General features: G+C 59.6%; 19 protein-coding genes, 1 tRNA gene and 1 pseudogene. 12 read left to right on the top strand and 9 right to left on the bottom strand.

Going from position 1 to position 22,602, the window contains the following annotated elements; all coding sequences use genetic code 11:
• Nucleotides 1–75 precede the first annotated feature (75 nt).
• On the top strand, nt 76–222 hold the full coding sequence (locus tag H4V95_RS15525) for a hypothetical protein (protein WP_209731006.1): 147 nt from the start codon (nt 76–78) through the stop codon (nt 220–222).
• Between the two features lie 20 nt (nt 223–242).
• Nucleotides 243–1,022, top strand: coding sequence for an IS21-like element helper ATPase IstB (istB, locus tag H4V95_RS15520; protein WP_245345517.1), 780 nt, complete (start codon nt 243–245; stop codon nt 1,020–1,022).
• A gap of 59 nt (nt 1,023–1,081) precedes the next feature.
• Here the strand turns inward: istB (H4V95_RS15520) and H4V95_RS15515 are convergent, their stop codons facing one another.
• Nucleotides 1,082–1,483, bottom strand: a complete 402-nt coding sequence (locus H4V95_RS15515) for a hypothetical protein (RefSeq protein WP_245345737.1) — start codon at nt 1,481–1,483, stop codon at nt 1,082–1,084.
• Between the two features lie 342 nt (nt 1,484–1,825).
• Between H4V95_RS15515 and H4V95_RS15510 the strand changes: the two genes are divergently transcribed.
• Genes H4V95_RS15510 through H4V95_RS15495 form a run of 4 tightly spaced genes read left to right on the top strand, consistent with a single transcriptional unit; the run spans nt 1,826 to nt 5,568 of the window.
• Nucleotides 1,826–2,053 (top strand): hypothetical protein, encoded by a 228-nt coding sequence (locus H4V95_RS15510; RefSeq protein ID WP_209731004.1) that lies wholly within the window; start codon nt 1,826–1,828, stop codon nt 2,051–2,053.
• Nucleotides 2,050–3,936, top strand: a complete 1,887-nt coding sequence (locus H4V95_RS15505) for a hypothetical protein (RefSeq protein WP_209731003.1) — start codon at nt 2,050–2,052, stop codon at nt 3,934–3,936. Before H4V95_RS15510 ends, H4V95_RS15505 begins: the two co-directional genes overlap by 4 nt.
• The gene (locus H4V95_RS15500) at nt 3,933–4,820 is read left to right on the top strand and encodes a hypothetical protein (RefSeq protein ID WP_209731002.1); all 888 of its coding nucleotides are present in this window, start codon (nt 3,933–3,935) and stop codon (nt 4,818–4,820) included. The genes H4V95_RS15505 and H4V95_RS15500 overlap by 4 nt, the downstream gene beginning before the upstream one ends.
• The gene (locus H4V95_RS15495; protein ID WP_209731427.1) at nt 4,813–5,568 is read left to right on the top strand and encodes a DUF6339 family protein; all 756 of its coding nucleotides are present in this window, start codon (nt 4,813–4,815) and stop codon (nt 5,566–5,568) included. Before H4V95_RS15500 ends, H4V95_RS15495 begins: the two co-directional genes overlap by 8 nt.
• Before the next feature lie 14 nt (nt 5,569–5,582).
• Here H4V95_RS15495 and H4V95_RS15490 read toward each other — a convergent pair.
• Nucleotides 5,583–5,759: pseudogene (locus H4V95_RS15490) on the bottom strand (IS3 family transposase); the annotation flags it as partial.
• 212 nt (nt 5,760–5,971) lie between these two features.
• Here H4V95_RS15490 and H4V95_RS15485 point away from each other — a divergent pair.
• From H4V95_RS15485 to H4V95_RS15470, 4 genes are all read left to right on the top strand, one after another.
• Complete coding sequence (locus tag H4V95_RS15485) at nt 5,972–7,255, top strand: M20 family metallo-hydrolase (protein WP_209731001.1); 1,284 nt, start codon at nt 5,972–5,974, stop codon at nt 7,253–7,255.
• A 13-nt stretch (nt 7,256–7,268) separates the two neighbouring features.
• A tRNA-Thr gene (locus H4V95_RS15480) sits at nt 7,269–7,342 on the top strand.
• A gap of 308 nt (nt 7,343–7,650) precedes the next feature.
• Nucleotides 7,651–8,289 (top strand): hypothetical protein, encoded by a 639-nt coding sequence (locus H4V95_RS15475; RefSeq protein ID WP_209731000.1) that lies wholly within the window; start codon nt 7,651–7,653, stop codon nt 8,287–8,289.
• A gap of 17 nt (nt 8,290–8,306) precedes the next feature.
• Nucleotides 8,307–8,483 carry a hypothetical protein gene (locus tag H4V95_RS15470; protein ID WP_209730999.1) on the top strand — a complete coding sequence of 59 codons (177 nt, stop codon included), beginning with the start codon at nt 8,307–8,309 and terminating at the stop codon, nt 8,481–8,483.
• Nucleotides 8,484–8,516: 33 nt separating this feature from the next.
• Here the strand turns inward: H4V95_RS15470 and H4V95_RS15465 are convergent, their stop codons facing one another.
• From H4V95_RS15465 to H4V95_RS15435, 7 genes are all read right to left on the bottom strand, one after another.
• Complete coding sequence (locus tag H4V95_RS15465) at nt 8,517–9,566, bottom strand: serine/threonine-protein kinase (protein WP_209730998.1); 1,050 nt, start codon at nt 9,564–9,566, stop codon at nt 8,517–8,519.
• A 416-nt stretch (nt 9,567–9,982) separates the two neighbouring features.
• Complete coding sequence (locus H4V95_RS15460) at nt 9,983–10,462, bottom strand: hypothetical protein (protein ID WP_209730997.1); 480 nt, start codon at nt 10,460–10,462, stop codon at nt 9,983–9,985.
• A 415-nt stretch (nt 10,463–10,877) separates the two neighbouring features.
• Complete coding sequence (locus H4V95_RS15455; protein WP_209730996.1) at nt 10,878–11,783, bottom strand: HNH endonuclease signature motif containing protein; 906 nt, start codon at nt 11,781–11,783, stop codon at nt 10,878–10,880.
• A gap of 334 nt (nt 11,784–12,117) precedes the next feature.
• Nucleotides 12,118–12,897 carry an IS21-like element helper ATPase IstB gene (istB, locus tag H4V95_RS15450; RefSeq protein ID WP_209728298.1) on the bottom strand — a complete coding sequence of 260 codons (780 nt, stop codon included), beginning with the start codon at nt 12,895–12,897 and terminating at the stop codon, nt 12,118–12,120.
• The gene (gene istA / locus H4V95_RS15445; protein WP_209730995.1) at nt 12,894–14,435 is read right to left on the bottom strand and encodes an IS21 family transposase; all 1,542 of its coding nucleotides are present in this window, start codon (nt 14,433–14,435) and stop codon (nt 12,894–12,896) included. Before istA ends, istB (H4V95_RS15450) begins: the two co-directional genes overlap by 4 nt.
• 623 nt (nt 14,436–15,058) lie before the next feature.
• Nucleotides 15,059–15,376, bottom strand: coding sequence for a hypothetical protein (locus H4V95_RS18495; protein ID WP_245346332.1), 318 nt, complete (start codon nt 15,374–15,376; stop codon nt 15,059–15,061).
• A gap of 693 nt (nt 15,377–16,069) precedes the next feature.
• Nucleotides 16,070–17,217 (bottom strand): IS3 family transposase gene (locus H4V95_RS15435; RefSeq protein WP_209730994.1). Its coding sequence is split into 2 segments (ribosomal slippage): nt 16,070–16,953 and nt 16,953–17,217, totalling 1,149 coding nucleotides; the frame shifts between segments, so codons are not numbered across the junction.
• 315 nt (nt 17,218–17,532) lie between these two features.
• Here H4V95_RS15435 and H4V95_RS19030 point away from each other — a divergent pair.
• Nucleotides 17,533–17,901, top strand: a complete 369-nt coding sequence (locus H4V95_RS19030) for a tyrosine-type recombinase/integrase (RefSeq protein ID WP_209730993.1) — start codon at nt 17,533–17,535, stop codon at nt 17,899–17,901.
• 352 nt (nt 17,902–18,253) lie between these two features.
• Nucleotides 18,254–22,456 carry an SIR2 family protein gene (locus tag H4V95_RS15425; protein ID WP_209730992.1) on the top strand — a complete coding sequence of 1,401 codons (4,203 nt, stop codon included), beginning with the start codon at nt 18,254–18,256 and terminating at the stop codon, nt 22,454–22,456.
• Nucleotides 22,457–22,602: the final 146 nt, after the last annotated feature.

Raw genomic sequence — 22,602 nt, 5'->3', positions numbered from 1 at the left:
CCGCACCCGGGAAATTGTGGAGATAGACATTGGTTCTGATCCTGATTCTCGCCCTACGAATTAGACGGACTTGCTATGAGCCACTGGCCTCAACTCACCCTGACACGTAGGGCGGCGGCGCTACCTGATGAAGTTTCCGGACGGATCAGGCACCTGCCCGACCGCTGGGAGCCCTCGCTGGCCGGCTATGACGGGCTGCTGGCCGCGGCGGGCAGCCGATGAGCGCCGGGCAAGGACCGTCCATGGGCCAGCTCAGTGAGCCCGCCGCCGCGGCGGCGATCGGCGCAGCCTGCAAAACCCTGTATCTGAGAGGCACCGCGCAGGTCGCCGGGTCCATGGCAGCCGAAGCCGCCCGGCAGCGCCTCAGCCACCAGGCCTACCTCGCCGAGGTCCTGACCTATGAATGTGAGGAACGCGATAACCGCGCCCGGGCCCGGCGGATCAAGGAAGCGAAGTTCCCTCGCAGCAAACGCCTCGAAGACCTGGACCTGGCCCAGATCCCTGACCTGCCGCCGGCGACCCTGACACACCTGGCCACCGGCGCGTGGATCGATGCCGGGGAACCACTGGTACTCCTCGGCAATTCCGGGACCGGGAAAACACACCTGCTCATCGGCCTGGGCATGGCCGCCGCCGAGCAGGGACGGCGGGTCCGCTACATCACCACGGCCGCGCTGGTCAACGAACTCGTCGAGGCTGCCGACAACAAGGAGCTATCAAAGCTGGTGGGCAAATACGCGCGCCTGGATCTCCTTTGCCTCGATGAGGTCGGCTACGTCAAGCTCGATACCCACGGCGCCGAGCTTTTGTTCCAGATCATCACGGCCAGGGAAGAACGGGCGTCCATCGCCTGCGCAAGCAACGCCCCGTTCAGCGAGTGGGGCCAGACGTTCACCGACCCGCGCCTCGCGGCGGCGGTCGTGGACCGGCTGACCTTCCGCGGCCACATCATCAACACCGGCACCGATTCCTACCGGCTGAAAACCACCCAACAGACCATCAACAAGTCCCGGCAAAACTGACCGGAACACCAACAGGGTGGGGCCAAAACAAGCGGCGAAACCGGGGCCAAATCAACTTGCTATTCCCAAAGCCAGGACGACCGATTTCCTGATGCAGCATCGGACATGGACGAGCCCTTCTCCCCGAGATTCCCGACGCTATCCTGTCCAGAAAAGGACGTGTCCGTTTTCTCGTTTGGCCCTGTTCTTCCGCCGATACCTGTGTCGCTGTTTTCCAGAAATTCGCTGATCAGGGCCGTTCGTATGCCGGCAGCCACGACAGTACCGGATTCGTCACCGATGTGGGCCAAGATTGTCCGCACCGTGTCCACAGCATGAAGGGCGTCAAAGGCTTCGAACGTGTCACCGTGGGACAGCCGGTTGCGGACAATCCGCATGACCTGCCCGTACGTTCCCAGCGTGCGGTTCCTGTCCCCCTCATCAAATGGATGTCCCAGCGCGCCCAAGCGCTCGGTTAGCATGCGCAACTGCAGGGATGGGTCGGAGCGAGAGTACGTCCACGCGCCCTTACCCCCCGCATCCTGTCGAGCTCCTGCAGGACAACGGTCCACTCAAGTCCGCCCGTGAAGGGCCTCATTCGTTCTTCGATGAACGGATCCATTGCGCTGCTTAGGAGGTCCAGCGCCTCCTGTGCGTGGTGCTTTCCCATGGGGTGTCCTCTCTTGGTTCCAGCAGTCATTCAGGTCCGTGCTCCGGTTTGCGCCACTCACAGTTCGAGCGATCTGCTTTGGGGAACGACCCTCTTGCCAAAACTATATATCAGATATATAGTGGATATATGCCAAACATTATCGGATCTGGACATGCCTGACGAGTCGAGGAACGAACGGTTCCGTCGTCTCGCCGAGACGCGAGGCGACCGGCTCATACGGGAGATTTCCCTGCTGGGTAACCTGGCGAACCGCAAGAACTACGACTACACGCCCGAGGAAGTGGATGCGCTTTTCAGACCGATCGAGGCCGAACTCAAGGAAGTGCGTGCCCTCTTTGACCCTGCAGCCCCCTCAACACGAAAGGTGACATTCAATTGACCACATCCAACTTTGGGTTCTATTTCGAGAGATCCGGTCTGGGCGCTGCCCAAGGGGCAATCTCGCCCGCACAGCAGTTCTTTGAAGGATCCCTCGCCGAAGCCTCGCTGGTCCGGGAAACAGGCCAGAACTCCATTGACGCCCGTGCGGGGGAAGCTCCTGTGAGAATGGTCTTCGAGCTGTCCGATATGGCCACCGAGGACATTCCGGGGATCGATGGACTGCGCGAGCATATTTCACAGGTTGAACGGCAAACCCGTGGAACGCAGGGCCACGCAGGCATGTCCACAGCGCATACGACCGCCGGCCGGGACAGTTTGGCCGTGCTTCGGATCAGCGACTACGGCACGAAGGGACTCACAGGCTCGGAATCGATCAACCAACCCGAATCACCGCTTAGCGCGCTAACCCGTGGTGCCGGGATTTCCTCTGACGACGGGTCCCGTGGTGGTTCATTCGGAATCGGTTCGGCCGTCGGCCCCATGGCCTCGGACATGAGCACCGTTCTCTACTCATCCATGCCCATCGATGGCCCGGAGGTTGTTCTCGCGGGTTATAGTTCGCTGGCGTCACACCGGGACTCCAGCGGTACATGGCGCACCGGTGACGGGTTCCTCACCGACCTCGGAATTCCGGATGACTTCCGCTACCTCCGCAACCCTGCACCTCTCGGGTCCTTCTCCCAGAGAACCGAGCCGGGCACCGACAGCTACATTCTTGGCTACAGGAACGCGACACATGATCCGAATCTGCAGCACATCAAGATCGCTGCCCTGAGGAACTTCCTGCTTGCCATCCACCGTGGAACCCTTATCGTCGAGGGTGTCACCAACGGAGGTTCATGGCGACTGGATACAGCGACACTCGCGGATCATGTGAAGGATGATGCGGAAGCTGCCGCCTTCTACCGGGCGATCAATGACCCGAACCCCATCACGAAAACCAGTACCAGACTGGGGAGGATCACCCTCTACGTTGACGTGGATGACAGCCTCGCTAAGACGCTTCACACGATTACGACCCGGGCGCCACTGATGAGGATCAGCACCTTCCGGCACACTTCGATCCCGATGAAGTATGCCGCCGTACTCGAGTGTTCAGACCCCAAGGGCAATCAGCTGCTTCGGGCACTGGAGCCACCACAGCACAACACCTGGGATGCTGCGAGGGCGGCCAACGGCAAAGCCCTGCTGGATGAGCTCAAGTCGTTCGTCCGCGAAGGACTCAAAAGCCGGGTCAAGCAACAGGTCGGTGATCAGGTTGAAATCAAAGGGCTAGCGCGGTACTTGCCTGTCGAGCTGCTGGAGGATTTAACCACCGGTAAAACGGGGACCGGTACACCTTTTGCGGGGGAGGGAACCACCCGAGAGGCGTCCACTGTCCAAGGCGCTGAGCAGAAGCCGATCCCAGCCAGTCCGGGGACACGGAAGACCGTGCGGGTTGCAGTGCGAATCTCCGCATCAGACACCGGCGAGAAGACAACCGAAAAGGGAAAGGACCGTGGCGGTCCGGGAACACGGAAGAGCAAGGGTGGAGGCATGCCAGGGTCTGGTCAGCCAGGTGATGGACAGAGCCGCATCAGTGCCGGCGATGTCCGGTTCCGGAGCTGGTCCGACACCGGCGCAAGCGACATCTACCTTGCGCTCACACCCATCGAGGATATTGAAGGTGATCTGGAACTGGTTGCCCTTGGCCCGGGAGGCCGCAGCGAGGATGACTACCGGTTGCCTATCGCCAGTAGCACGATCACAACCAACGGAAGAACGTCTCTCCTGACCCACGAGGGGAACACTCTCTCAGGTATGAGTCTCTCCGCGAACGTGACCTCTCAAGTGCGCATTTCGCTTTCATCCAACCACCGCTACCGTCTGGGGATCAAATGAGCACGGCCACCATTCGGGGTTCATACCCCCACCCTGTTCTCGATTCATCAGATGATGTCGCAGCAGTCATCGAAGTATTCAACCCGGCGTTCGGAACCACTGTGGACGATGTTGAGATCCGGTTCCAGGTGCGGATGACGGACCCACAAATTCAACGATTGATTGAAGAAGGGCGCGCCCGATACAGCTTTCGATGGAGCTGCAGCTCAACAATCGCAAACGGCGACCTCTATGCGCGAGTTGCCGACACCTATGCCGACAGCACCGGATACGTGGGATGGATTGACCAGTTGGACATCCGGGGTGTGGTGAAGATTGAGATCAAAATCGTCGCAACCCAGCCGATCGAGGGATACACCCTCGACCATCAACACGCCGACTACGGTGGAGCTTCTTTCCATCTTCAGTCTGGCGATGTCCTTGCCGATGGGGGATCCTTCGAAATCGAGCCCGGCAAACTCTACGATCCCCTCCGGCCCCCTGTAGGGTCCTGCTTCCGATTTGTGTCCGACAGGACCATGAGTCGTGGTCTGCAGATCCGGTTCGACTACGACGACCAGGTTCTCATCCTTTTTCCCGAGAGGGTCCTCACTGGTTTCGGGTTACTCAAGGAGAACCCAGAACTGCAAATCGGACTGGTCGTGCTTCCGGCTCTGATGGAAACCATCAGCTTCATCAAGAGAAACCGCGACGCTGAAGCTACCGGAGAACACGAGGACCTGTCTGGCAAACAGTGGTACGCCGCCATCAGCCAACTGGTGGAGGACTTGTCATCCTTTGAGGCGTCATCCTTCGAAGCAGCACAGAAGATTCTTGGGCAGCCAATGGATGCCGCCATCACCAGCAAGCTGACCGAACAAGACCAGGAGGACACCGATGACTGAGAACGCTGCGCACGCATTGACCTTCGAGGCGCTGGTATTGCTCACGCGCGCCCTCGAGACCTCAAATTCACCCGAGGACTTTTTGGCGGCGGCCGACGCCATCATCGCGCAACCCGACAACGTACTGCCCCTGCCCTTCGACACCGGTCGGCCGGAACCCCTCTCGCCCAGCGCGGGAAAAACGAGTAAAGATGTTGATACCGCCCCACAGGTATACGAATATTTGGGCGCACTCGACCGATCAAACGCCTCTGATCGCCGGCTCTGGACGTATCTCGCTTTCTCTACCTTCCGGAGTTACATGGAGGAAAGGTGGCCTCTTGCGGGTGCAAGGAACTGGAAGGGCCGTGTTCGCGACCGTTGGTTGCTGCTCAATGTCAGCAGAAGCCCGCTTGTTCGACATGGCATCGCTCGGCTGTGGTGGGTGACGTCATTGACCTATGACCCTTTGCATGAATACGCTCTGTCGAAAGAGTCAGGAGATCCCTTTGCCTACACACGGGAAATCTTCCGCAATGAGGACCGCTTGAACTCGCTTTTTGAGAGGGAATCGGGGGCTCTTCCAAACTTGGTGCGGGCAGTGCTTGAACATGTCGCGCGGGGTGGAGCTAACAGTACAGACGACCACCTCAGGGCGATCATGACGGAAGTGACCCTCGTATACGGATACCGCGATCTCGGTCTACTTGATATCGACGACCTCCGAACGTTGGTTGCGCAAGCCGCTCCTGTGCTCGCTTCGGCCTGATGAAAGTCGAGTTTCGCCGGACTAGTACCCACGATGTAGAGCCGATAGCGGGGTGCATAAATGACAAGCCAGCGCTTCAACGGCGTGACCGAGAGCCCGAAACCATTCGCGATCTGCGCCAACGTCGTCTCACCCTTCCGGGCCACATCAATAACATACTGGCGGAACTCCGCCCCATAAGCCGTCGGCATGGTCAACATCCTTCCACGAGCCTCAGTTCGCTACGTCAGGGAGTCAACAAAACCGGGGGCAGTCCCGTTCGGGGTCCTCGAGATTGCGGGGCGCAAGCAGTTGTGCAGGCACACAGCGTGCACTCTGGAAACGGTTGGCCTCTGCCAGCCCCAATTCAACGCTACCTTGCCAGTATTGAATAAAGCCTCTAAATAGACAAAGGATCCGCTCTATGAACAACGGCGCCGTACCCGAAACCGACCCCTCCCAGTTCAAGGGGGCGGATGCTATGTTCCTGAGAGACTTCGCGACGCTAAGCACCTTCGGTGCCACCGCGGGGGGAGGGGTGGATCGCCAGGCCGGATCCAGTGCAGACGGGGAACAGCGCGCCTGGTTCACCCAGTTACTGACTGATAGTGGATTCACCGCCAGCTTCGACCAGATCGGCAACCAGTTCGGCTTGCTGGAACTCGAGGCTGGCAAGCCCTACGTCGTCGTTGGCTCACACCTCGATTCCCAGCCGACCGCTGGCCGGTATGACGGTGCTTATGGTGTTCTCGCGGCAGCTCACGCCGCGTTCCGCCTCGCAGCTGAATGGAAGACCAGCGGGGTCCGCCACCGGTACAACCTCGCGGTCGTGAACTGGTTCAACGAGGAGGGAGCCCGCTTCAAGCCGTCGATGATGGGCAGCTCCGTCTACACCGGAAAAATGACTGTCGACGCGGCGCTGGCCACCACTGACCCGGCGGGCATCACCGTCCGGGAGGCGCTGGTATCGACCCGCGCACTTGGTGAAGGTGTCGGGCCGGAGTCAGCCTACTGCGCTGAGATCCACATCGAGCAAGGCCGCAGCATGGAACGTGACGGCATCGCAATTGGGGTCGTCGATTCCAACTGGGCTGCCAACAAGTACGAGTTCGTGGTTCACGGAGTACAGGCCCACACCGGTTCCACCGTCATTGCTGACCGGCATGACGCCCTCCTCGGCGCCTCCCTGCTCGTCGTCGCAGCACGGGAGATCGCCGACCACTTCCCGGACGGTGCCGTCCACACCTCGGTTGGCCAGCTGGACGTCTACCCCAACTCACCCGTCGTCGTACCGTCACGCGTAAATCTCATGCTCGACCTGCGCTCAGCCGACGAGGCGCTCCTTCAGGAAGCAGACCGCATGCTGCACGAACGCATCGAACAGATCGAACGCTCCGCTCAGGTCAAGATCGAGAAGATCGGCTCCCACTGCTGGCCGGTCACGCCCTACCAAACCGAAGGCGTCGCCCTCGCGGAAAAGATCGCCGCCAACCGCGGAGTCACCCACGCCCGGGTGAAGACCCTGGCCGGACACGACTCCACCAACATGAAGGACATCGTTCCGACCGTCATGCTCTTCGTCCCGTCGGTCGAAGGCATCTCCCACAACGAACACGAGTACACCACTGACCAGGACATCGTCACGGGCCTGCACGTCCTGACCGACGTCGTCCGGAGCCTGTGCGAGGGCGAACTCGACCCGCAGTAGGTGCCACAGCATAGAGAAGTGGACGTCCGGCCGGACGTCCACTTCTTTGTAAGCAGGGGGTTCGGGGTTCGAGTCCCCGCTCCTCCACCGAATGTAGTTACAAAGGAGCCAGACGTCTAAGACGTCTGGCTCCTTTATTTTCCCAAGTCAGGGGAATTTTTCCTCAAGAGATTGATCCGGGGTTGCCATTGCAAACCGCGGCAACGATTTGGGGTGGTACCGAAATGGTCCACACTGGTACCAATCGGTGTTGGGCTCGGTATGCCCGGTGTGCCCAATGATCTTCCGGGATTTGGTAGTCCGATGTGCTCGGTGCGCCCAGCGTGCGTCTGACGCGGACTTATGTCCCAAGCTGGATCCGGCTCGGTACTAGACGAAGAATAGGACCACTTGTAATGAGCGCACACAGCGGGCGCACCGGGATCCAGTCCCACAGGGACCTACAAGAATATTTACTCGCTGATCTGTCCCCTACCGGACTGGATTTGCTGGTCATTGGCAAGGAGGTGAGAACAGGGGGACGACTCGTCGATCTGCTCGCTATCAATTCGGCCGGTGTTATCTACATCATCGAGCTGAAGTGGGATTTAGCTGCTTCTGACACCATTACGCAGATTCTCGGCTATCGTCGCTCGATCAAGCAGTTGGACAGAGAGAGAATCATTCGTCTTGTCGCTGACGGCCAGCTGAAGACCGCTCTGGTCGGGGCATTCCAACGGCACTTTGGCCACCCGCTACCAGAGACAGTGAATGAATCTCAGGTGCTTATGGTCATCGCGGGGTCTGTCCAACGGGAAACGGCTACCACCATCCTTGAGTTGCTGGATGAGGGACTATCGATCACAACGTTCCGTCACGGCGTGCGAGGAGACTCCGTCAACCTCATCCCGTGCTGTCGTAACGACCAGGATGTTGCAGAAGGCTTCCATCTCAGGACAGAGCCGTCACACCCGTCTATTGCATCGTTGCTATACCGAAGAGATCACCGATCTGCCGGACACCCGTTGACAAGAGAACCCGGCGGTTCTGGGTGACCCACGCTCAGGACTTCATGATTTTCGTAACCTTCCAGTTCATCTACAAGCGGTTCGAAGACTGGGTCCGCGTGGAAGAAGGCGAAGGCACAACCCACCCCAATCAGGGACAGTTCGTGAAGGAGTTGCGTGCCCTCGTCGCCGAGTCCAACGAGTGGACTCCGGGACTGCTGAAGGTTTGCTTGACACTTTGACGTCCGAGCACTGCCGAGCGGTGGGCTTTAATATCAGAGGCTCGCTGTCAGCTGCTGCAACGTCACGGTTAGTTCCCCCGGGGAGACGCAAATGTCCGGCTTGTTCGGAACTCTACGTCCGCTTGTCACCATTCGCGCACCGACTTTGATCAGCTGGTTGCCGATTTGCGTGCAACAGACAGCAACTTCCTGCTTAGAACCCTGCCTCACTCCCAAAAGGCAGTGTAAGTGCCCAGTATGCCTAACGCGGTACCAATCCCGGCTGCCGTGGACTGCCCCCACCAAGGAATTGCCGAATTCTGTAGCGGTCAGGTGGCGCAATGTCGGTTCTGGGTTGAGCGATTTCCGAACGACGGACCCGACGGCTCGCGACACATGCGGGGCTACGGTGCGGAGCTCTCGAATTGAGCCGGCGACGATCAGATCCATCTGTGCTTGCTTCGAAATCCGGTGATCCACCGGGTACTCCCCGCTGAGAAGATAGAACGCCGTCGCTGCAAGGGAGTAAACATCGGTGGCTGGCGAGCATCTGCCATTCCGCCCGAGTACCTCGGGGGCAACCGTGCAAAAGGTTCCGTTTGGTGGCGCTGTTCCTTCGGCATCGAGGTTGTGGCAGAAGCCCAAGTCACCCAGAACTGCCTCGTCGCTCCCTACTAGGGCGTTGCTAGGCTTGACGTCCCGATGAACCATTCCAGCCCGATGGATGCGGTCAAGCCCGGAGGCGATCTGTTGAATCAGATCAGCTGCCTTTGACGGCCGCAACCCGTGCGGTTCGGCGATTCCTTCGAGATCGCCACCACTCATGACCGGAGTGACGATGAACCGGATGTCGCTGTTGATTTCCACGTCGGCGTTCAGCACGTCGAGTAGGAACCGCGACTTGAGGTGTTGAAGCAGTTGGGCTTCTCGCCAGGGTCCTGCCGTGCCTTCCTCTTCCGGAATGAGCAGCTTCAACGCGACCACAGCATCGAGGTGTCGGTCGTGCGCCTCGTAGACAGAACCTCCAGCCCCGCCACCGAGGTACCCCAATACCTCATAGCGGTCGCCTATTGTTGTTCCGGGGACAATCTTCGACAGGTTCACATACCAAAGGATAAGGTCTGCGTATGCGCACGTTGGGAATCTCCGTTGATCCCGCCGCTGGGAGTCCGAAGATCCACGTTGCCGCTGTCGAGCTTTTACCTTCCGGTCCAGCCTTAGTCGAAAGCTTCACCGTCAAAACGATGGAGACCGAGCCCGGCCGACAGGCGGTTAACCTGGCTCGGCTTCTCCAAGGACGGCTTCCGGGACTGACTTTCGGAGCCGTCGCGATAAAGACTGCAGGCGCATCCCCAGTTGCGCGTAGGAACCGCGCAGGATTCCACCGGGCTCACGCTGAGGGCGCCCTTCTCTTCGTCCTGCACGAGTTCGCCGACGTCCGGGTGGAGGCCAAAGACGCTCAAGGGCTCGCGACGCTTGCAGGGAAGAAGAAAGTGGAATTGGAAGCTACTGCGGCGACTTTATCCGCGCCCAAATATCGCGACGCGGTCTACGCCGCACTGGTCCTTCTGCCTTAGGAGAGCTCTCCTGGACTCTACGTGTACGCAATCAAGCTCGGTGACAACGATCTCGGTGTTTGCGTCGATCAAAGGATTGAGGACGATGCCGATCAGCGGTGAGGCGTTTCCACGGTCCCGCAACCGTCGCGCCGCGCGGGCCAGAAGGGTCCCGCTCGCGTAATTAATGTCAAAGACAATGGAGGGGCCATCACTGTACCCGTGCATCTTCGGAGCCAGCATCATCGCGGCCCCGAGGACTCGCTCAGCCTGAGGACTGGCCGCCACTACGCCGAAACCTTCGTATGCAGAGGCCGCACTAACGAGAGCCTCAGCGCAGCGTCGCAGATGGTTCGCGGCATTGTTCTCCAGAACAACTTCTGAGCCGCGGTTAATAATGCCTACAAGGTCCACAAGGGCTCCTTTCCGGTTCTTCTGCAGCAATGCCGAATCTGTTGAGAGTATCGCGCGAAGCGTCGATACCCTCGGACGCGACGCGGACGTTCTAATCCTCTCAGCGCGTTTTGTCGCGCACAGGGCTTTCCCGATCAAACAGCCTGGGCCATTTAGCGGTCCCTGCTGATGCTTTCGAGCGCATGACAATGGCCTGGGTCGGGCTGACATTCTATGGTTTGAGCATACCCCCGAGGCAGATTCGGTTGTCTAGGCCCTCTTTTTTATGGAGACTGATGGAATTTAGATTCGTGCCCCACACTTGGGGTGCGCTGCCGTGATCTTGGTGGCACCGAGTCAACTCAGACGGAACGCTTCGAACGGTGGGTAAAGGAGGAAAGGGTCATCGCGACCCGGTTCCTCGGCCTATGAAACGAATAGTAGCGAGAGTTGCCCGCTGCCTGCTTTACGAATGTACTGCTGTCAGGTCCGCGTGAGCAGCGAAGTTTGGTGCCGTGTGCTCGTTGTGGACAGTGCACGACTTGCCAACAAGCAGATCAACTGCCGCTTGGACCTCCTTGGTTTCAGCGCGGATCCCGGGGCACACACGACCAGTAGGATCCACGATGATGTATCCCCAGCCGAACAGCGCGTCGCAGCCCAGGCTGCAGACGAGCATGGCCACTGATCGGAAGTCCTTACGTTCTCCCTCAGTGCATTTGCTGCGCGGCTTGATGTGGCCAGCGATCAGCAGTCGGGAGGGCCGCGCCTCACCGCAGAGCGAGCAGGGCGCTACAGTCCGACCCTGTAGCAGATGACGGCGCAGGTCCGACTGCTCCCGCCGTACTTCACCCAAGGACATCTCATTGGTTTCCCCACCGCCCCAGTATTCGTCCGGACGACCGAAGAGACCCTGAGTGTTGGGACCCGAAGCCGGTAGATCGAGCTCGGTCAATAGTGCCAGTCCGTCTTCTTCCGAAAGCGCGGATAGGTATTTCTGCTGTGGCCGGCCCAGGATGTTCAATGGGGCTTCGGCACCTATCCGAATAAGCTCAGCAACACGCTCGTAGTGCAGCATGAAGTCGGTTCGGATCGGGTCAACAGTGACAAGCCAGCCGTCGTCGCCTTCCTTCATGTAGACCTTGGGGTATCCCTCCGGGCGCACCCAGGGTACCCATGACTCCGTCACTCGGCTTACAGCCCGCAGATAGCTTTTGTAGTGATGAAAGACAATGTCCCCGGGCTTCAGGGATTTGATCATGCCCCGGCTGCTATCGACGCTTCCATTTTCTCGCGGACAAGTCCAAAGGGTCCCCAATTCGATGACCTTCGGGTAATTCGCGTTTTGGCTAGCCCACCAGTATTCGACCATTAATACTTCCCCTTTGGATCAACCGGGGCTCCATCGCGAGCCGGGTTGAGCTGATTCTATCCGGGGGTATACACGTATGCGTGAACAGTTCACTCTTCTCGGTGATTGAGTTGTTCTTTCTACTGGCATGGATTGCTTCTCAGCCTCAAGAGCAACTGGGGCGCGGTGCGGGCACACAATCGTCACCGTATGCTGTGTGACTGTCAAGGGCCAGTTAAAGCTGCCCACGGGCGGCCAGCATTACTGCCCGCTGGTGGCCATGAAAACTGCCCGGTCATGGCCATTGGATCTGCCCACCGGGTATTCGGCGGCGTTGGCCATGTTCGGGATTTGTTTAGCTCATTGGCGTGACTCCTTGTCCGGCCAGGGCTTGGCTGAGGCGGATCGATTCCCCGGTGGTTTGGCAGACGTGTGCGTGGTGCAGCAGCCGGTCGACCGTCGCGGTGGCGAGGGTTTTGGGCATGAGCTCGTCGAAGCCCGCGGGATGCAGATTCGAGGAGACCGCGATGGAGCGTTTCTCATAGGCTGCGTCAACAAGGCGGTAGAGGCCCTCGGCGGCATCGGTCCCGACAGGCAGGAGCCCTATGTCATCGACCACCACTAAATCCGCGCGCAGGATCCTGGCGACCACTTTCGTGACGCTGTCGTCGGAGCGGTGCGCGCGCATCAGCGCGCCGAGGTCTTCAAGGCGGAACCATGCCACACGCATGCCGGCCTCGACGGCCTGCTGCCCGAGGGCTTCAAGGAAGAACGTTTTCCCGGTGCCGGAGGGCCCGCAAATGACAACGTTTTCCTTGCGCCCGATCCATTCCAGTGTCCGCAGCGCCTGCTGCGTCGGTAGCGGGACTGAGGACGCGGCGGGATCCCAGGTGCCGAAGGTCTTCCCGGTCGGGAACCCTGCGGCTTTACGCCTGGTGGCGAGCATGGACCGGGACCGGCCAGCGACTTCCTCGGTGAAGAGGGCCTTGATGACCTCGGCCGGTTCCCAGCGTTGCGCACGGGCGGTCGCGATCAACTCCGGTGCCAGAGCCCGCGCGTAGGGCATCTTCAGCTGCCGCATCAGCGCCTCCAGGTCCGCCGGCAGGACGGGCGCGGTGACCGGGACCGGGCTCATGCGCTTTCCTCCAGTCCGGTCTCACCACGGCCGGCACCGGGGGGACGTCCGATGGCCGCCCACCCGGCCGTGCCCTGGGTCAAGGACCGGGTTTCGTCCGCGGCGTGGGTCGTGGTGCGGGCGCCCCCGGCGGTCAGGATTGAGGCCAGGTCTTTGTGCGCGAAGCGGCCATGGACGGCCGCGGTCCCCAACGCCTGATCGACGTCGGCCTGCCCGGCGATCTTCGCCAAGGCCACCGCTTCGGCCATCTTCACGTTCATCCGCGCCGTGCCCGCCGCGGCGGCTTCGAGCAGCCACGCGCGGGCGCCGTCCCCGATGCCAAGGAACTCCGCCTCCGCGGCGCTGCGGGCCTTGACCGCGTAATCGCCTGGGATCTTCGGCCGGTGATCAGGGAAGTGGGCGTCGTTGATCGCGGGGCTGCCCGGGCGGGCCCGCTGGTGCCGGGCGATTTCCACCGGGCCGGCGCTGCCGTGATGGACGATGATGACCTGCTCACCGGGTCCGGCGCCGTGGCTGCGCACGAATACGCGCGCGCCGAGCAGGGCTGCCGGGACGGAGTACTGGCCGTTTTCGAAGGTGACCATCGGCGTGTTCTCCGGCACCGTCCGGGAGAGCCCGAACGCGACCGTGTGCGCGGTGTCCGGGATCCGGTGCAGCCGGGGTGCTTCCTCGGCTAGCATCACCGCTGGTTTGCGGCGGGTGGCACGGTGCTCACGATGGTTGACCTCGTCCATGAACACTTGGCACGCCGCTTCGATCTCCGCGAAGGAGGCGTATTCGGCCCGCAGATTCGTGTCTTTGGGGACGATGTCGGCTTTAGCGACCCTCACCGATGCCTCCACGCCGCCCTTGGAGGCAGGATCCGCCGGCTGGCAGGTCAACACTGTCACACCGTAGTGGCGGGCGAAGTCCACGGTCTGCTGGTTACGCACCGGGACCCCGGCAACATGGGACACCGTCACCGTCTTCTCGTTATCGGTCAGGACATAGGTCGGCGCGCCGCCCAGGACACGGAAGGTACGGTCCAATGCCGCGAACACACTCGGCGCCGTCCGATCCCGCAAAGCGATCACGATCCTGAACCGCGACCACGCCAGCCATGCCACGAACAACACGGTCTTCCTCCCCTCGATCAGGGGGCCGTCGCCGAAATCGTACTGAAGCCACATCCCCGGCTCGGTGATCCAGGGCCGGTGCACCCGGACATGACCCAGCCGCCACGCCGCCCGCACCTGGGCGACAGCACGGCGGGTCGAGCGTTCCGAACCCTCATAGCCCAGCGCCCGGAGTTTGTCGTGGGCTTTGTCGGCGCGGATCTTGCCCTTGGAGGCCTCAACCCATTCCTCGATCTTGGGCAGGAACGCATCAGTGACACGGCCCCGGTAGACCGGCTCGGCCATTGGCTGGCCCGCGTCACGGGCCTCAACGTGCCGGGCGACCGTGTGATGCGAACAGCCCGTAAGCTCCGCGGCAGCGCGCAACGACCCGGTCAGATCATAAGCAGCAAGTATTTCCATGATTTCTCCGTCAGACTTCAATTGGGCCTCTTCCCGGGCGACTTTGGTGCGACTAGACACCGTCATCAAACCCCGGGAAGAGGCTCCCGCCGCGCAAGCGCGGTCAATCCAGTAAAGAAGTGGGCAGATCCCATGGCCACCGGCGGGCAGTTTTACTGGCCATCAGTGGGCAATTCCGTGGCCGCCTATGGGCAGTTTTTCATGGCCGCTGACATGTGACCCTTGATTCCTGCTCTAGGAGGAAGACTCGCTTATCCCAGCAATGGAGGCGACACTTCCACAAGTGGGGATCAAGAGATTCTCTGAAGTACACGATTTCGCCACTAAACCAGGTGCCGTCCCATCAAGTGGCTATAGTGTCCCGCGCTTCCCCCAGCCGGGATGTAGTTCTGCTTTCGGTAAAACTCATCGGCAGGTGGGTCGTACTCACGTGAATGTTGACGCCAGCCCAAAGTTGGGGCAGGAACGCCAACTCAAAATAGGGCCACCGACCATGATGGAAGGTGATCAAATTTGGATGATTGGGCGAAGATACGCCACCTGTTTTCGACGGGTCAGCACTCGAAGCGTGAGATCGGCAGGATCGTGGGGGTTTCCCGCGGAACAGTGGATCGGGCGTTGGCATCGGATCGGGTGCCGAAGTATCAGCGGGCGTCCGGGGTGTCGAGTTTCGACGCGTTCGCACCGAGGGTGCGGGAGTTGTTGGTGAAGACACCGACGATGCCAGCATCGACGCTCGCGGAGCGGGTGGGATGGTCGGGTTCGTCGTCACTGTTCCGGTCGAAGGTCGCCGCGCTGCAGCCTGAGTACGCGCCGCGGGACCCCGCGGACCGGCTGGTCCACTTACCGGGCTTCCAGATCCAATGCGATTTGTGGTTCCCGCATGAGCCGTTGCCCGTAGGCGAGGGCCAGCACGATACGCCGCCGGTGCTGGTGATGACTTCGGCGTTCTCGGGATTCATCCAGGCCCGGAGGCTGCCCTCCCGGACAACCCCTGACTTACTTGGCGGGATGTGGGCACTGATCCAGCACGCGCAAGCGGTCCCGGCGCGCCTGTTGTGGGATAACGAATCCGGTATCGGCCGTCGCCAGCCCACGGAGCCAGTGGCCGCTTTCGCTGGGTCTCTGGGTTTGGAAGTTCGATTGCTTCCACCGCGGGATCCGGAGTCCAAAGGCATGGTGGAGCGGATGAACAGGTTCTTCCGGCAACGCTTCATGCCGGGCCGCGCAAGCAGTCGTACAGAGAACATCAGAAGGCCCAGGCGTACCAGGATGACGCTAATCAAATTGGCCTGCCCATGGCCCACGCCGTGCGTTTAAACTCGATTACCGTTGGCACCCTTTTGGGCCGCCAGCTGGCTGCGAAGGCAGACCCTGGCAGCTCTCCTAACACGATCAGCACTGACCGTCACCACGCCCGCTCTGTCCGTGACGCGTTCGGTGACCGCGTGGTGTCGACCCTTGATACTACGGAGATCGAGATTTGGTCGCGCCGCCGTGGCTTAGCTGCCTTGTCAAGGAAAAAACAGGTCGAAATCTTCCGCGGTGCTTTCAAACGAGGTGTCCAAGACAGGCTCATTGACGCCGATCTTACCGAAGGGATCGTCGTTTCTCTTGGCCACGTAGTGGTTGGGCCCCCGTTAGCAGTCCAGCGGCTATGCGATAGCTAATTGGTTCTCTGCGGTCCAGCGTTCCCAGTGTCTTGACGGTGTCAGTCCGTCGAGGGATCCGTGGGGCCGTTCATTATTGTAGATCTCTTTCCATTCGTCGGCCAAGTATTTCGCCTCGGCCATCGTGTCCATGATTTCTCCGGCGAGTTGTTCCCTCCTGAATTGGGCGTTGAATGATTCGGCGAACCCGTTCTGCCAGGGCGATCCCGGATCGATGAACGCGGTCTCCACCCCGGCAGTGGCACACCAATCGATCAGCGCGGCCGCGGTGAACTCCGGACCATTGTCCGAGCGCACATAGGTCGGCACGATGCCGGTTTCGGCGATGATGTCCTCCAGTGCCGCGACCACATCGTTGGAGGTGAAGGACCGTCTCGGGATGATAGCCAGGGCGGTACGGGTGTATTCATCGATCACGTTGAAGAACCGGATATGCCGACCGCACGAAGTCACATCGGATTGGAAATCGAAGCTGACCACATGCATCGGGTACTCGGCCCGCAGGCGCTTGTGCTCGCCGGCGCCGGGACCGGTGCGGCGCTTCTTGCGCGCCTTGGGCTTGCACGTGAGTCCTTCGGCCCGCCACAGCCGGCGCACACGCTTCTTGTTCAGCGCCACGCCGTCCCACTGCGGTTGCTCGAGCAGGCGCCAGCGCGCCTTGCGCCACCCCCACGCCGGATAGTTGCCGGCAACAGCGCGCAGATCAGAGCGCAACTGTGCCTCTTCAAAGCTGACCACGGGTCGGCCTTTGCGCAGCGCTGACCAGTTCTGCCCCAACACCTTGCAGGCGAACCTCTCGGACGCCCCGAACTTCTCCTGCGCCATACGAACGGCGCGGTGACGTGGTTCGGGGCTCAGAATTTTCCCCGCGCCACCTCATTCAAAATGTCATTGGCCAGGACCTGATCAGCTAACAGCTTCTTCAGTCGCGCGTTCTCCTTCTCGAGGTCCTTGACGGCCTTGGCCTGGGTGGCGTTCTTCTCGGACCCGTACTGCTGCAGCCACCGATACCAGGTCGCCTCGGTCACCTGTAACTCTTTGATGACCTCGATCATCGGTCGTCCGTCGTTGAGCATCTTCTGGCCCTGACGCACTTTCGCGATGACCTGATCCGGGGTATGTCTACGTGCCATAATCTGTGAATTTCCTCCTGCATCCATTATCGGATGCGAAACTCACACAGTCACCGGACTCCTACCCGGGGACCCAACCAGTAGAGCGACCCTATTGGTCCTCCGAAGAGCTCATGCCAGTAATTGATGCCACCCCGAAGATTGCTGACAAAGCTCTGCTAGGAGTGCTGAGCCTTATGGGGGTGGGTTCCGGAAAGCCCGCTCACTGCTTGTCGGACTTCTGATTGACGACAGGCTCTGGGTAAGGAATTCGGGGTCCGGCACGGATACTACCAAGACCGGGCCAGTTGGCGACGACTCCCGGTGCCTGAGGTTATGCTGCCTTGGCTGCTTGAACATTCCGACGGACGTCCCGAATCAGCTCCTCTGTTCGAAAGCCCCCGCAAGTCCGGCCATCCGGTCGGAAAGAGGTATGTGTCCGATGTCCTTACCCTCGACGTAATCAGAGCGAATGACGGTCGATCCGAACGAATCGCACGCATGAACGTTCATGGGCTCCGACACACTTTCGCTGCCATCGCGCTCTCCGAGGCAGGCGCCGACATCCTGTCGGTCAGCCGGGCCTTGGGTCACTCCATGCCTTCGACTACATTAAACGAGCACGGACATCTGGCCCCCGCAGGACTCGAACCGCTGATGGCCAGAATTGATGAACTTGTAGGTGCTCAGGCGAAGTTGGCGTGACACCTGTCTGCCGGGCCACTCCGTCCAAATCTGGGACGCTGTCGTTTTCAGAAGTCGCCTTCAGTCATTAACCCGGTCATCGCAGACGTCCCAACCGCCCTGACCGAGTTCCGCCGCCTCGGTCGGGCCCTGAAACGACGAGCAGCCTGAAGTAAGAAGAGCCGGTTATCGGGAACAGGGTAGGGGTGAACCGCGACCGAGAACTAACATCCTAGTCTGGAGGTGAAGTAGACGTCCTGAGGCGGGAAGGACATTCACCGTATCTGGTGCGTACTATGCCCGGAGCACCTGAAACCAGAAAATCGGACCAAAACTATACCTTCAGCTAACCATCGCCGCTATGGTTCAGTACATGACCGCACCCGATCGCTGGATTGAAGATATACGTACGCGAGCCGCCGAGGGCAAGGTTGCCCTCGTCTGCGGAACGGGAATCAGCGCGGCAATTTCCGACAACCAGAAGTTTGCGACGTGGGCATCATTGCTCATCGCAGGGTTTGAGTACCTAGGATCGATTCGGGAGGAGTGGAAAGCGCAGGCAGAACTCTACAAGTCCCAAGTAGAAGGCACCACTGATGCAATGACGCTCATCATCGCAGCTCAGTGGGTGCAGATGTGCTTCGACCGGCTCGACGAATCGGGTGAATCGGGCGAATACCGCTCTTTCCTGCGCGACACCGTGGGCACACTGAAGGTTAATAATTATGCGTTTGAGCGTGTGTTCCGCTCAGAGGTGCCAGTTCTCACCACCAACTATGACAACTTGATCGAACAGTTGTCTGACCGGCCCCCGTTTTCTTGGGTCGAGTCCGCGCGAATAGCGGACTACCACGATCGAAAAGCGTCTAGCGTATTTCATCTTCACGGATATTTCGAAAACCCAGAATCTGTAGTCTTGTCGGCATCTGATTATGAGAGGCTCAGACTAGCTAAGCCGATCTCGCAAGTCCTGCAACCACTCGCGACGACCCACACTTTGATAATGATTGGTTATGGAGCAGGGCTCTCTGACCCAAACTTCACTGGCTTCTTAAAATGGTTTAGCAGTAACTTTGGAGACACAGTTCGCCGTATCTATGTACTAGTCCGTGAACGGGACTTACCTGCTAACACGCTCGATGGCAAAGTTGCTTATATTTCATACGGCAAGGAGCATGGAGATCTACCGAATAAGATCAACGACCTACTAGGTCTGTCAGATCCTCCACTGGTTCCCACTCCTCCAGATAGCCTTGGCTTGGGAATGAAAGGGTCGTCGGGTGAGGGGATCACTGACGGGCGGCTACCCAACGTCGTTTTGCCGGACACTCAACCCGGTCCATTGGCAGCATTCGTTGGATTACCGCCAATAGTCGTAAATGAGGCTCGCAACCAGCTCGGTGAATTGTCAGAACTTGACCCTTTTCAGCATTCGATGTTGGGCGACGGCGCCACCGAGCTTCGAGGCAGATCGAGTGTATTGGCCGCCGCTGTGACGGGTACGGGGAAGACCACCCTTGCGCGGGTACTCATGAATGGCGCTGTGTCTCGTCGGTCGTCCACCGTCATGGTCGTGCCCACCAAGGCACTCGTTTCGCAGGAGCTTCGTGAGTGGGATAAGTGGGTAAATGCCTGGACTCTTGAAGATCGACATATTCGAGTATTTGGTGCGTCGAGAGACTACCCGGAGAATGATTCACTCGTTGCCAAGGGACGTTTCGAGGTGGCTCTGGCGATTTACGAGAAACTGGCTGGATATATGGTCGCGGGTGGCACCACGTTGTCGAATGCGGAGCTTGTGGTGGTGGACGAACTTCAAACCTTGGTTGAGGACAGGGACCGCGCGGTGAAGTTAGAGCGACTCCTTACCATGATCCGACTCATCCCATCGGAGATTCGACCGGCAATTCTGGGCTTATCGGCAACACTCGGCGCTGAATCGACCGATGTGCTGCGTAGCTGGCTCGGCGTACATAACTCAGGCTTCATTCAAACCGTCGACCGGCCTGTGCCCCTCGACACCTTCGTAGTCAACGAAACAACCTGGCGGATTCAGCGTGATGCGCATCTGATGGCCCTTGGCAAGGTTGATGCCAACCGCCGCCCTGAATTCATCGAAGAGCGTCATGACCTGTCCAAGCGCTTAGACAAGCTTGACCCTACGAAGATCCAAGTCAACCAGCTGCGGACAGCGCCACTTGCGGTGGCGTTGGTTGGTGAGCTACTCGAAACAGACCCAAGCCGACGCATAATCGTCTTTGTCCCCGGACGAACTGCGGCTCAGGACCTCGCGTTTGCCATCCAGAAGATGCTGGAAGCACAGCTGAGTGAACCGATCCGTAAGGGGAACCCCTGGCTGCAGGGCCGGTTCGCCACCGCAGGTTATGAGCCTCAAGCGGCTGCCGCAAAGTTTGCCGATCTCAAGTTCTCCGATCTTCCACTGTGGGAACAAGTGCTCCGTGGATTACGGCATGGCGTAGCCTTTCATAGCGCTCGTCTCGCACCACGGTTTCGGCGACAACTTGAAGATGAATTCCGACGCCCTGATGGCCTACTTCGGGTGTTAGTTGCAACAGACACTATAGCGATGGGCGTCAACTTGCCGGCTGACGCAGTGATCGCGACCAGCCTCTCAAGCTTCGGAAGTGACCGACAGCTTCGTCTTGCAACGCCCGCACAGCTGGACAATAAGGCCGGACGCGCTGGGCGGCGTGGGCTCGCAGCGCGCGACCGCGGGGAGTTCTACATTATCGTCCCCAGTCCGAATGATCTCGACAGCGTCACTGGCTTAACTGCCACCGGCAAGTCTGAACTTTCCACGCTCGCCGGGGTTTACGAGCGATACGTTACCGTCGATGCGCGAACTCCTCACGTCGTCGGCCAGATTCGCTCCCTCGACGATATTGCGGTGCTTGCACTCCACGTTTTAGCTGCCGATGGATCCAGTCGTCGCGCGATCGCTCTCGAAGCGAGGGTCGAGTCTGTAATCGGCGCTCTCCTGGCGCATCATGAGGGGGACGAAGACCTGCCAAGTGCTTCGGAAGTCGTGGCCAGGCTTGACGGACTCTCCCTTCTAAGCGAGGAAAAGGGTAAGATACGTCCATCAATTCTTGGCCTCGCCCTAAGCAGATCGGCTCTGAGCCTCGGCAGCGCGGACATTCTCGAACGTCTCGCTAGGCTTGCGCTTCGCGGCGCTGGAGCAATCGACATTTTATTCAATGCCTGTCGGAGCAGCGAAATTGAAGGTGTTACGGCATGGGTTGGGCTACCAAGTGTGCCGCGATTCCATTATCCCTCGCTCAAAGAAGCAATCCTTACATATGCTCTCGCGTACGTGGACGGGAACCTCACTCGGCGCCAGGACTGCGCACGGTACTTCGGCGAACGCTACGCCCTTCCTTCGCAGCTCGTTGCCGATGGGCAACTTGTCGTATCCGAAGAGCTAAAAAAGCTACTGGACGCGGATACTGAGGCAATCGAAGATCGGGATGCCACAGCGCTTCTTCGGGCTATCGTGGCCTTCGAGTGGAGCCGGGGTATACCCTTCGCGGAGATTCAAGCTCGATTCTCATCAGCGATCCGATCAGACGAGCAACAACCGCGCCAAAAGTCGGTTGAACTCAAACTCCACTACAGCGACGTGGAACAATTGTGCGAGCAAATTGCGGGAGTGATCCGTGGCGCGGTCGACATATCATTTGGCGAGAAGATCGATCTATCAAACCGCATGCGTATGCTCGCTCTTCAGACGGAAGTGGGACTACCGGCTTGGCTAGCACCAATTGCTAAAATGAGAATAGAATGCCTTCATCGGAACCGGTTAGCGCGGCTATGGGATCTTCCACCAGAAGCTGGAGGGTGGTCGGCAGTTCTGGATATGGGTCCCCTCGCTAATCACGAGGGTATAAGTGAGCGGGACAGAGAAGCTGCCAGATCGCAGCTTGAGAATCGCCAGCGAGAGCAGGATCGATCCCGGCATCGCGTTTCTCAGGAATGGTCGACAGAGTTCGTCCCCGGCCTAGATGGCATCACTTTCGATGAACTCAGTGACGACCTCGAGAAAGCAGGATTGGAGCAGTACGTCGATCTGTTCAGGCAGATGGCTGCTGGGCTCGGAATGAAAACGACCGAATCGGCTGAGGTACCGGGCTTTACCGGACTTGACTGGTCGTCTGGCGTGGAGCATCTACGATTTTTGTTTCCGCAGAACGAGCTCGGCGCTGAGGAAGTAGAGTCCGTGTCGAGGACTGACGCTATCGTCGTCTTACGCACTCGTCTCCGCCCAACCTTCTACCAAGCGGCTGCAGATCTCGAAATGGTCGCAAGATTTGTTGCTCCAGAAGCATTATTGGAGATAATTGCGCGGCTTCGCCAAGCGCGGGGAGAGGCTCTCGAAGGCGAGGAAGTAGTGCGGAGGATCGCGACAATTCGAGTTAGCGCAATCGACGGCGAGAGTCTGGTTTCAGTAATGGATACCACGCAAGCGCCGCCCCCGTTTAAGGGCGCGATCCCGCCACTCCGGGACGCCCCATCCGATCCGACTCTGATTCTCAACGTTGAGGACGACCTCCCCTGAACTGTAGAGACAACTGAGCGCGGGGGCGCCTCCCCGGGCGGGATTACGGCCAGAACCTTGGCTAAAGCCATCCGGGACGAGTCAGGCACGTTGAAGCGCCCTGGGTTCGTTGGAGGGTCCTGATCTTGGAAACGAGAATAGAGTCA

Source organism: Arthrobacter sp. CAN_C5, assembly GCF_017875735.1.
Classification (GTDB): Bacteria; Actinomycetota; Actinomycetes; order Actinomycetales; family Micrococcaceae; genus Arthrobacter_D.
This window is presented reverse-complemented; position numbering and strand designations above follow the sequence as displayed.

What these genes read in the sequence shown, in the direction of transcription:
- H4V95_RS15525 (WP_209731006.1), top strand. Translation starts at nt 76, where the DNA reads ATGAGCCACTGGCCTCAACTCACCCTGACACGTAGGGCGGCGGCGCTA.
- istB (WP_245345517.1), top strand. Translation starts at nt 243, where the DNA reads ATGGGCCAGCTCAGTGAGCCCGCCGCCGCGGCGGCGATCGGCGCAGCC.
- H4V95_RS15515 (WP_245345737.1), bottom strand. Translation starts at nt 1,483, where the DNA reads ATGCTAACCGAGCGCTTGGGCGCGCTGGGACATCCATTTGATGAGGGG.
- H4V95_RS15510 (WP_209731004.1), top strand. Translation starts at nt 1,826, where the DNA reads ATGCCTGACGAGTCGAGGAACGAACGGTTCCGTCGTCTCGCCGAGACG.
- H4V95_RS15500 (WP_209731002.1), top strand. Translation starts at nt 3,933, where the DNA reads ATGAGCACGGCCACCATTCGGGGTTCATACCCCCACCCTGTTCTCGAT.
- H4V95_RS15495 (WP_209731427.1), top strand. Translation starts at nt 4,813, where the DNA reads ATGACTGAGAACGCTGCGCACGCATTGACCTTCGAGGCGCTGGTATTG.
- H4V95_RS15485 (WP_209731001.1), top strand. Translation starts at nt 5,972, where the DNA reads ATGAACAACGGCGCCGTACCCGAAACCGACCCCTCCCAGTTCAAGGGG.
- H4V95_RS15475 (WP_209731000.1), top strand. Translation starts at nt 7,651, where the DNA reads ATGAGCGCACACAGCGGGCGCACCGGGATCCAGTCCCACAGGGACCTA.
- H4V95_RS15470 (WP_209730999.1), top strand. Translation starts at nt 8,307, where the DNA reads ATGATTTTCGTAACCTTCCAGTTCATCTACAAGCGGTTCGAAGACTGG.
- H4V95_RS15455 (WP_209730996.1), bottom strand. Translation starts at nt 11,783, where the DNA reads ATGGTCGAATACTGGTGGGCTAGCCAAAACGCGAATTACCCGAAGGTC.
- istB (WP_209728298.1), bottom strand. Translation starts at nt 12,897, where the DNA reads ATGAGCCCGGTCCCGGTCACCGCGCCCGTCCTGCCGGCGGACCTGGAG.
- H4V95_RS18495 (WP_245346332.1), bottom strand. Translation starts at nt 15,376, where the DNA reads ATGAATCCCGAGAACGCCGAAGTCATCACCAGCACCGGCGGCGTATCG.
- H4V95_RS19030 (WP_209730993.1), top strand. Translation starts at nt 17,533, where the DNA reads ATGCTGCCTTGGCTGCTTGAACATTCCGACGGACGTCCCGAATCAGCT.
- H4V95_RS15425 (WP_209730992.1), top strand. Translation starts at nt 18,254, where the DNA reads ATGACCGCACCCGATCGCTGGATTGAAGATATACGTACGCGAGCCGCC.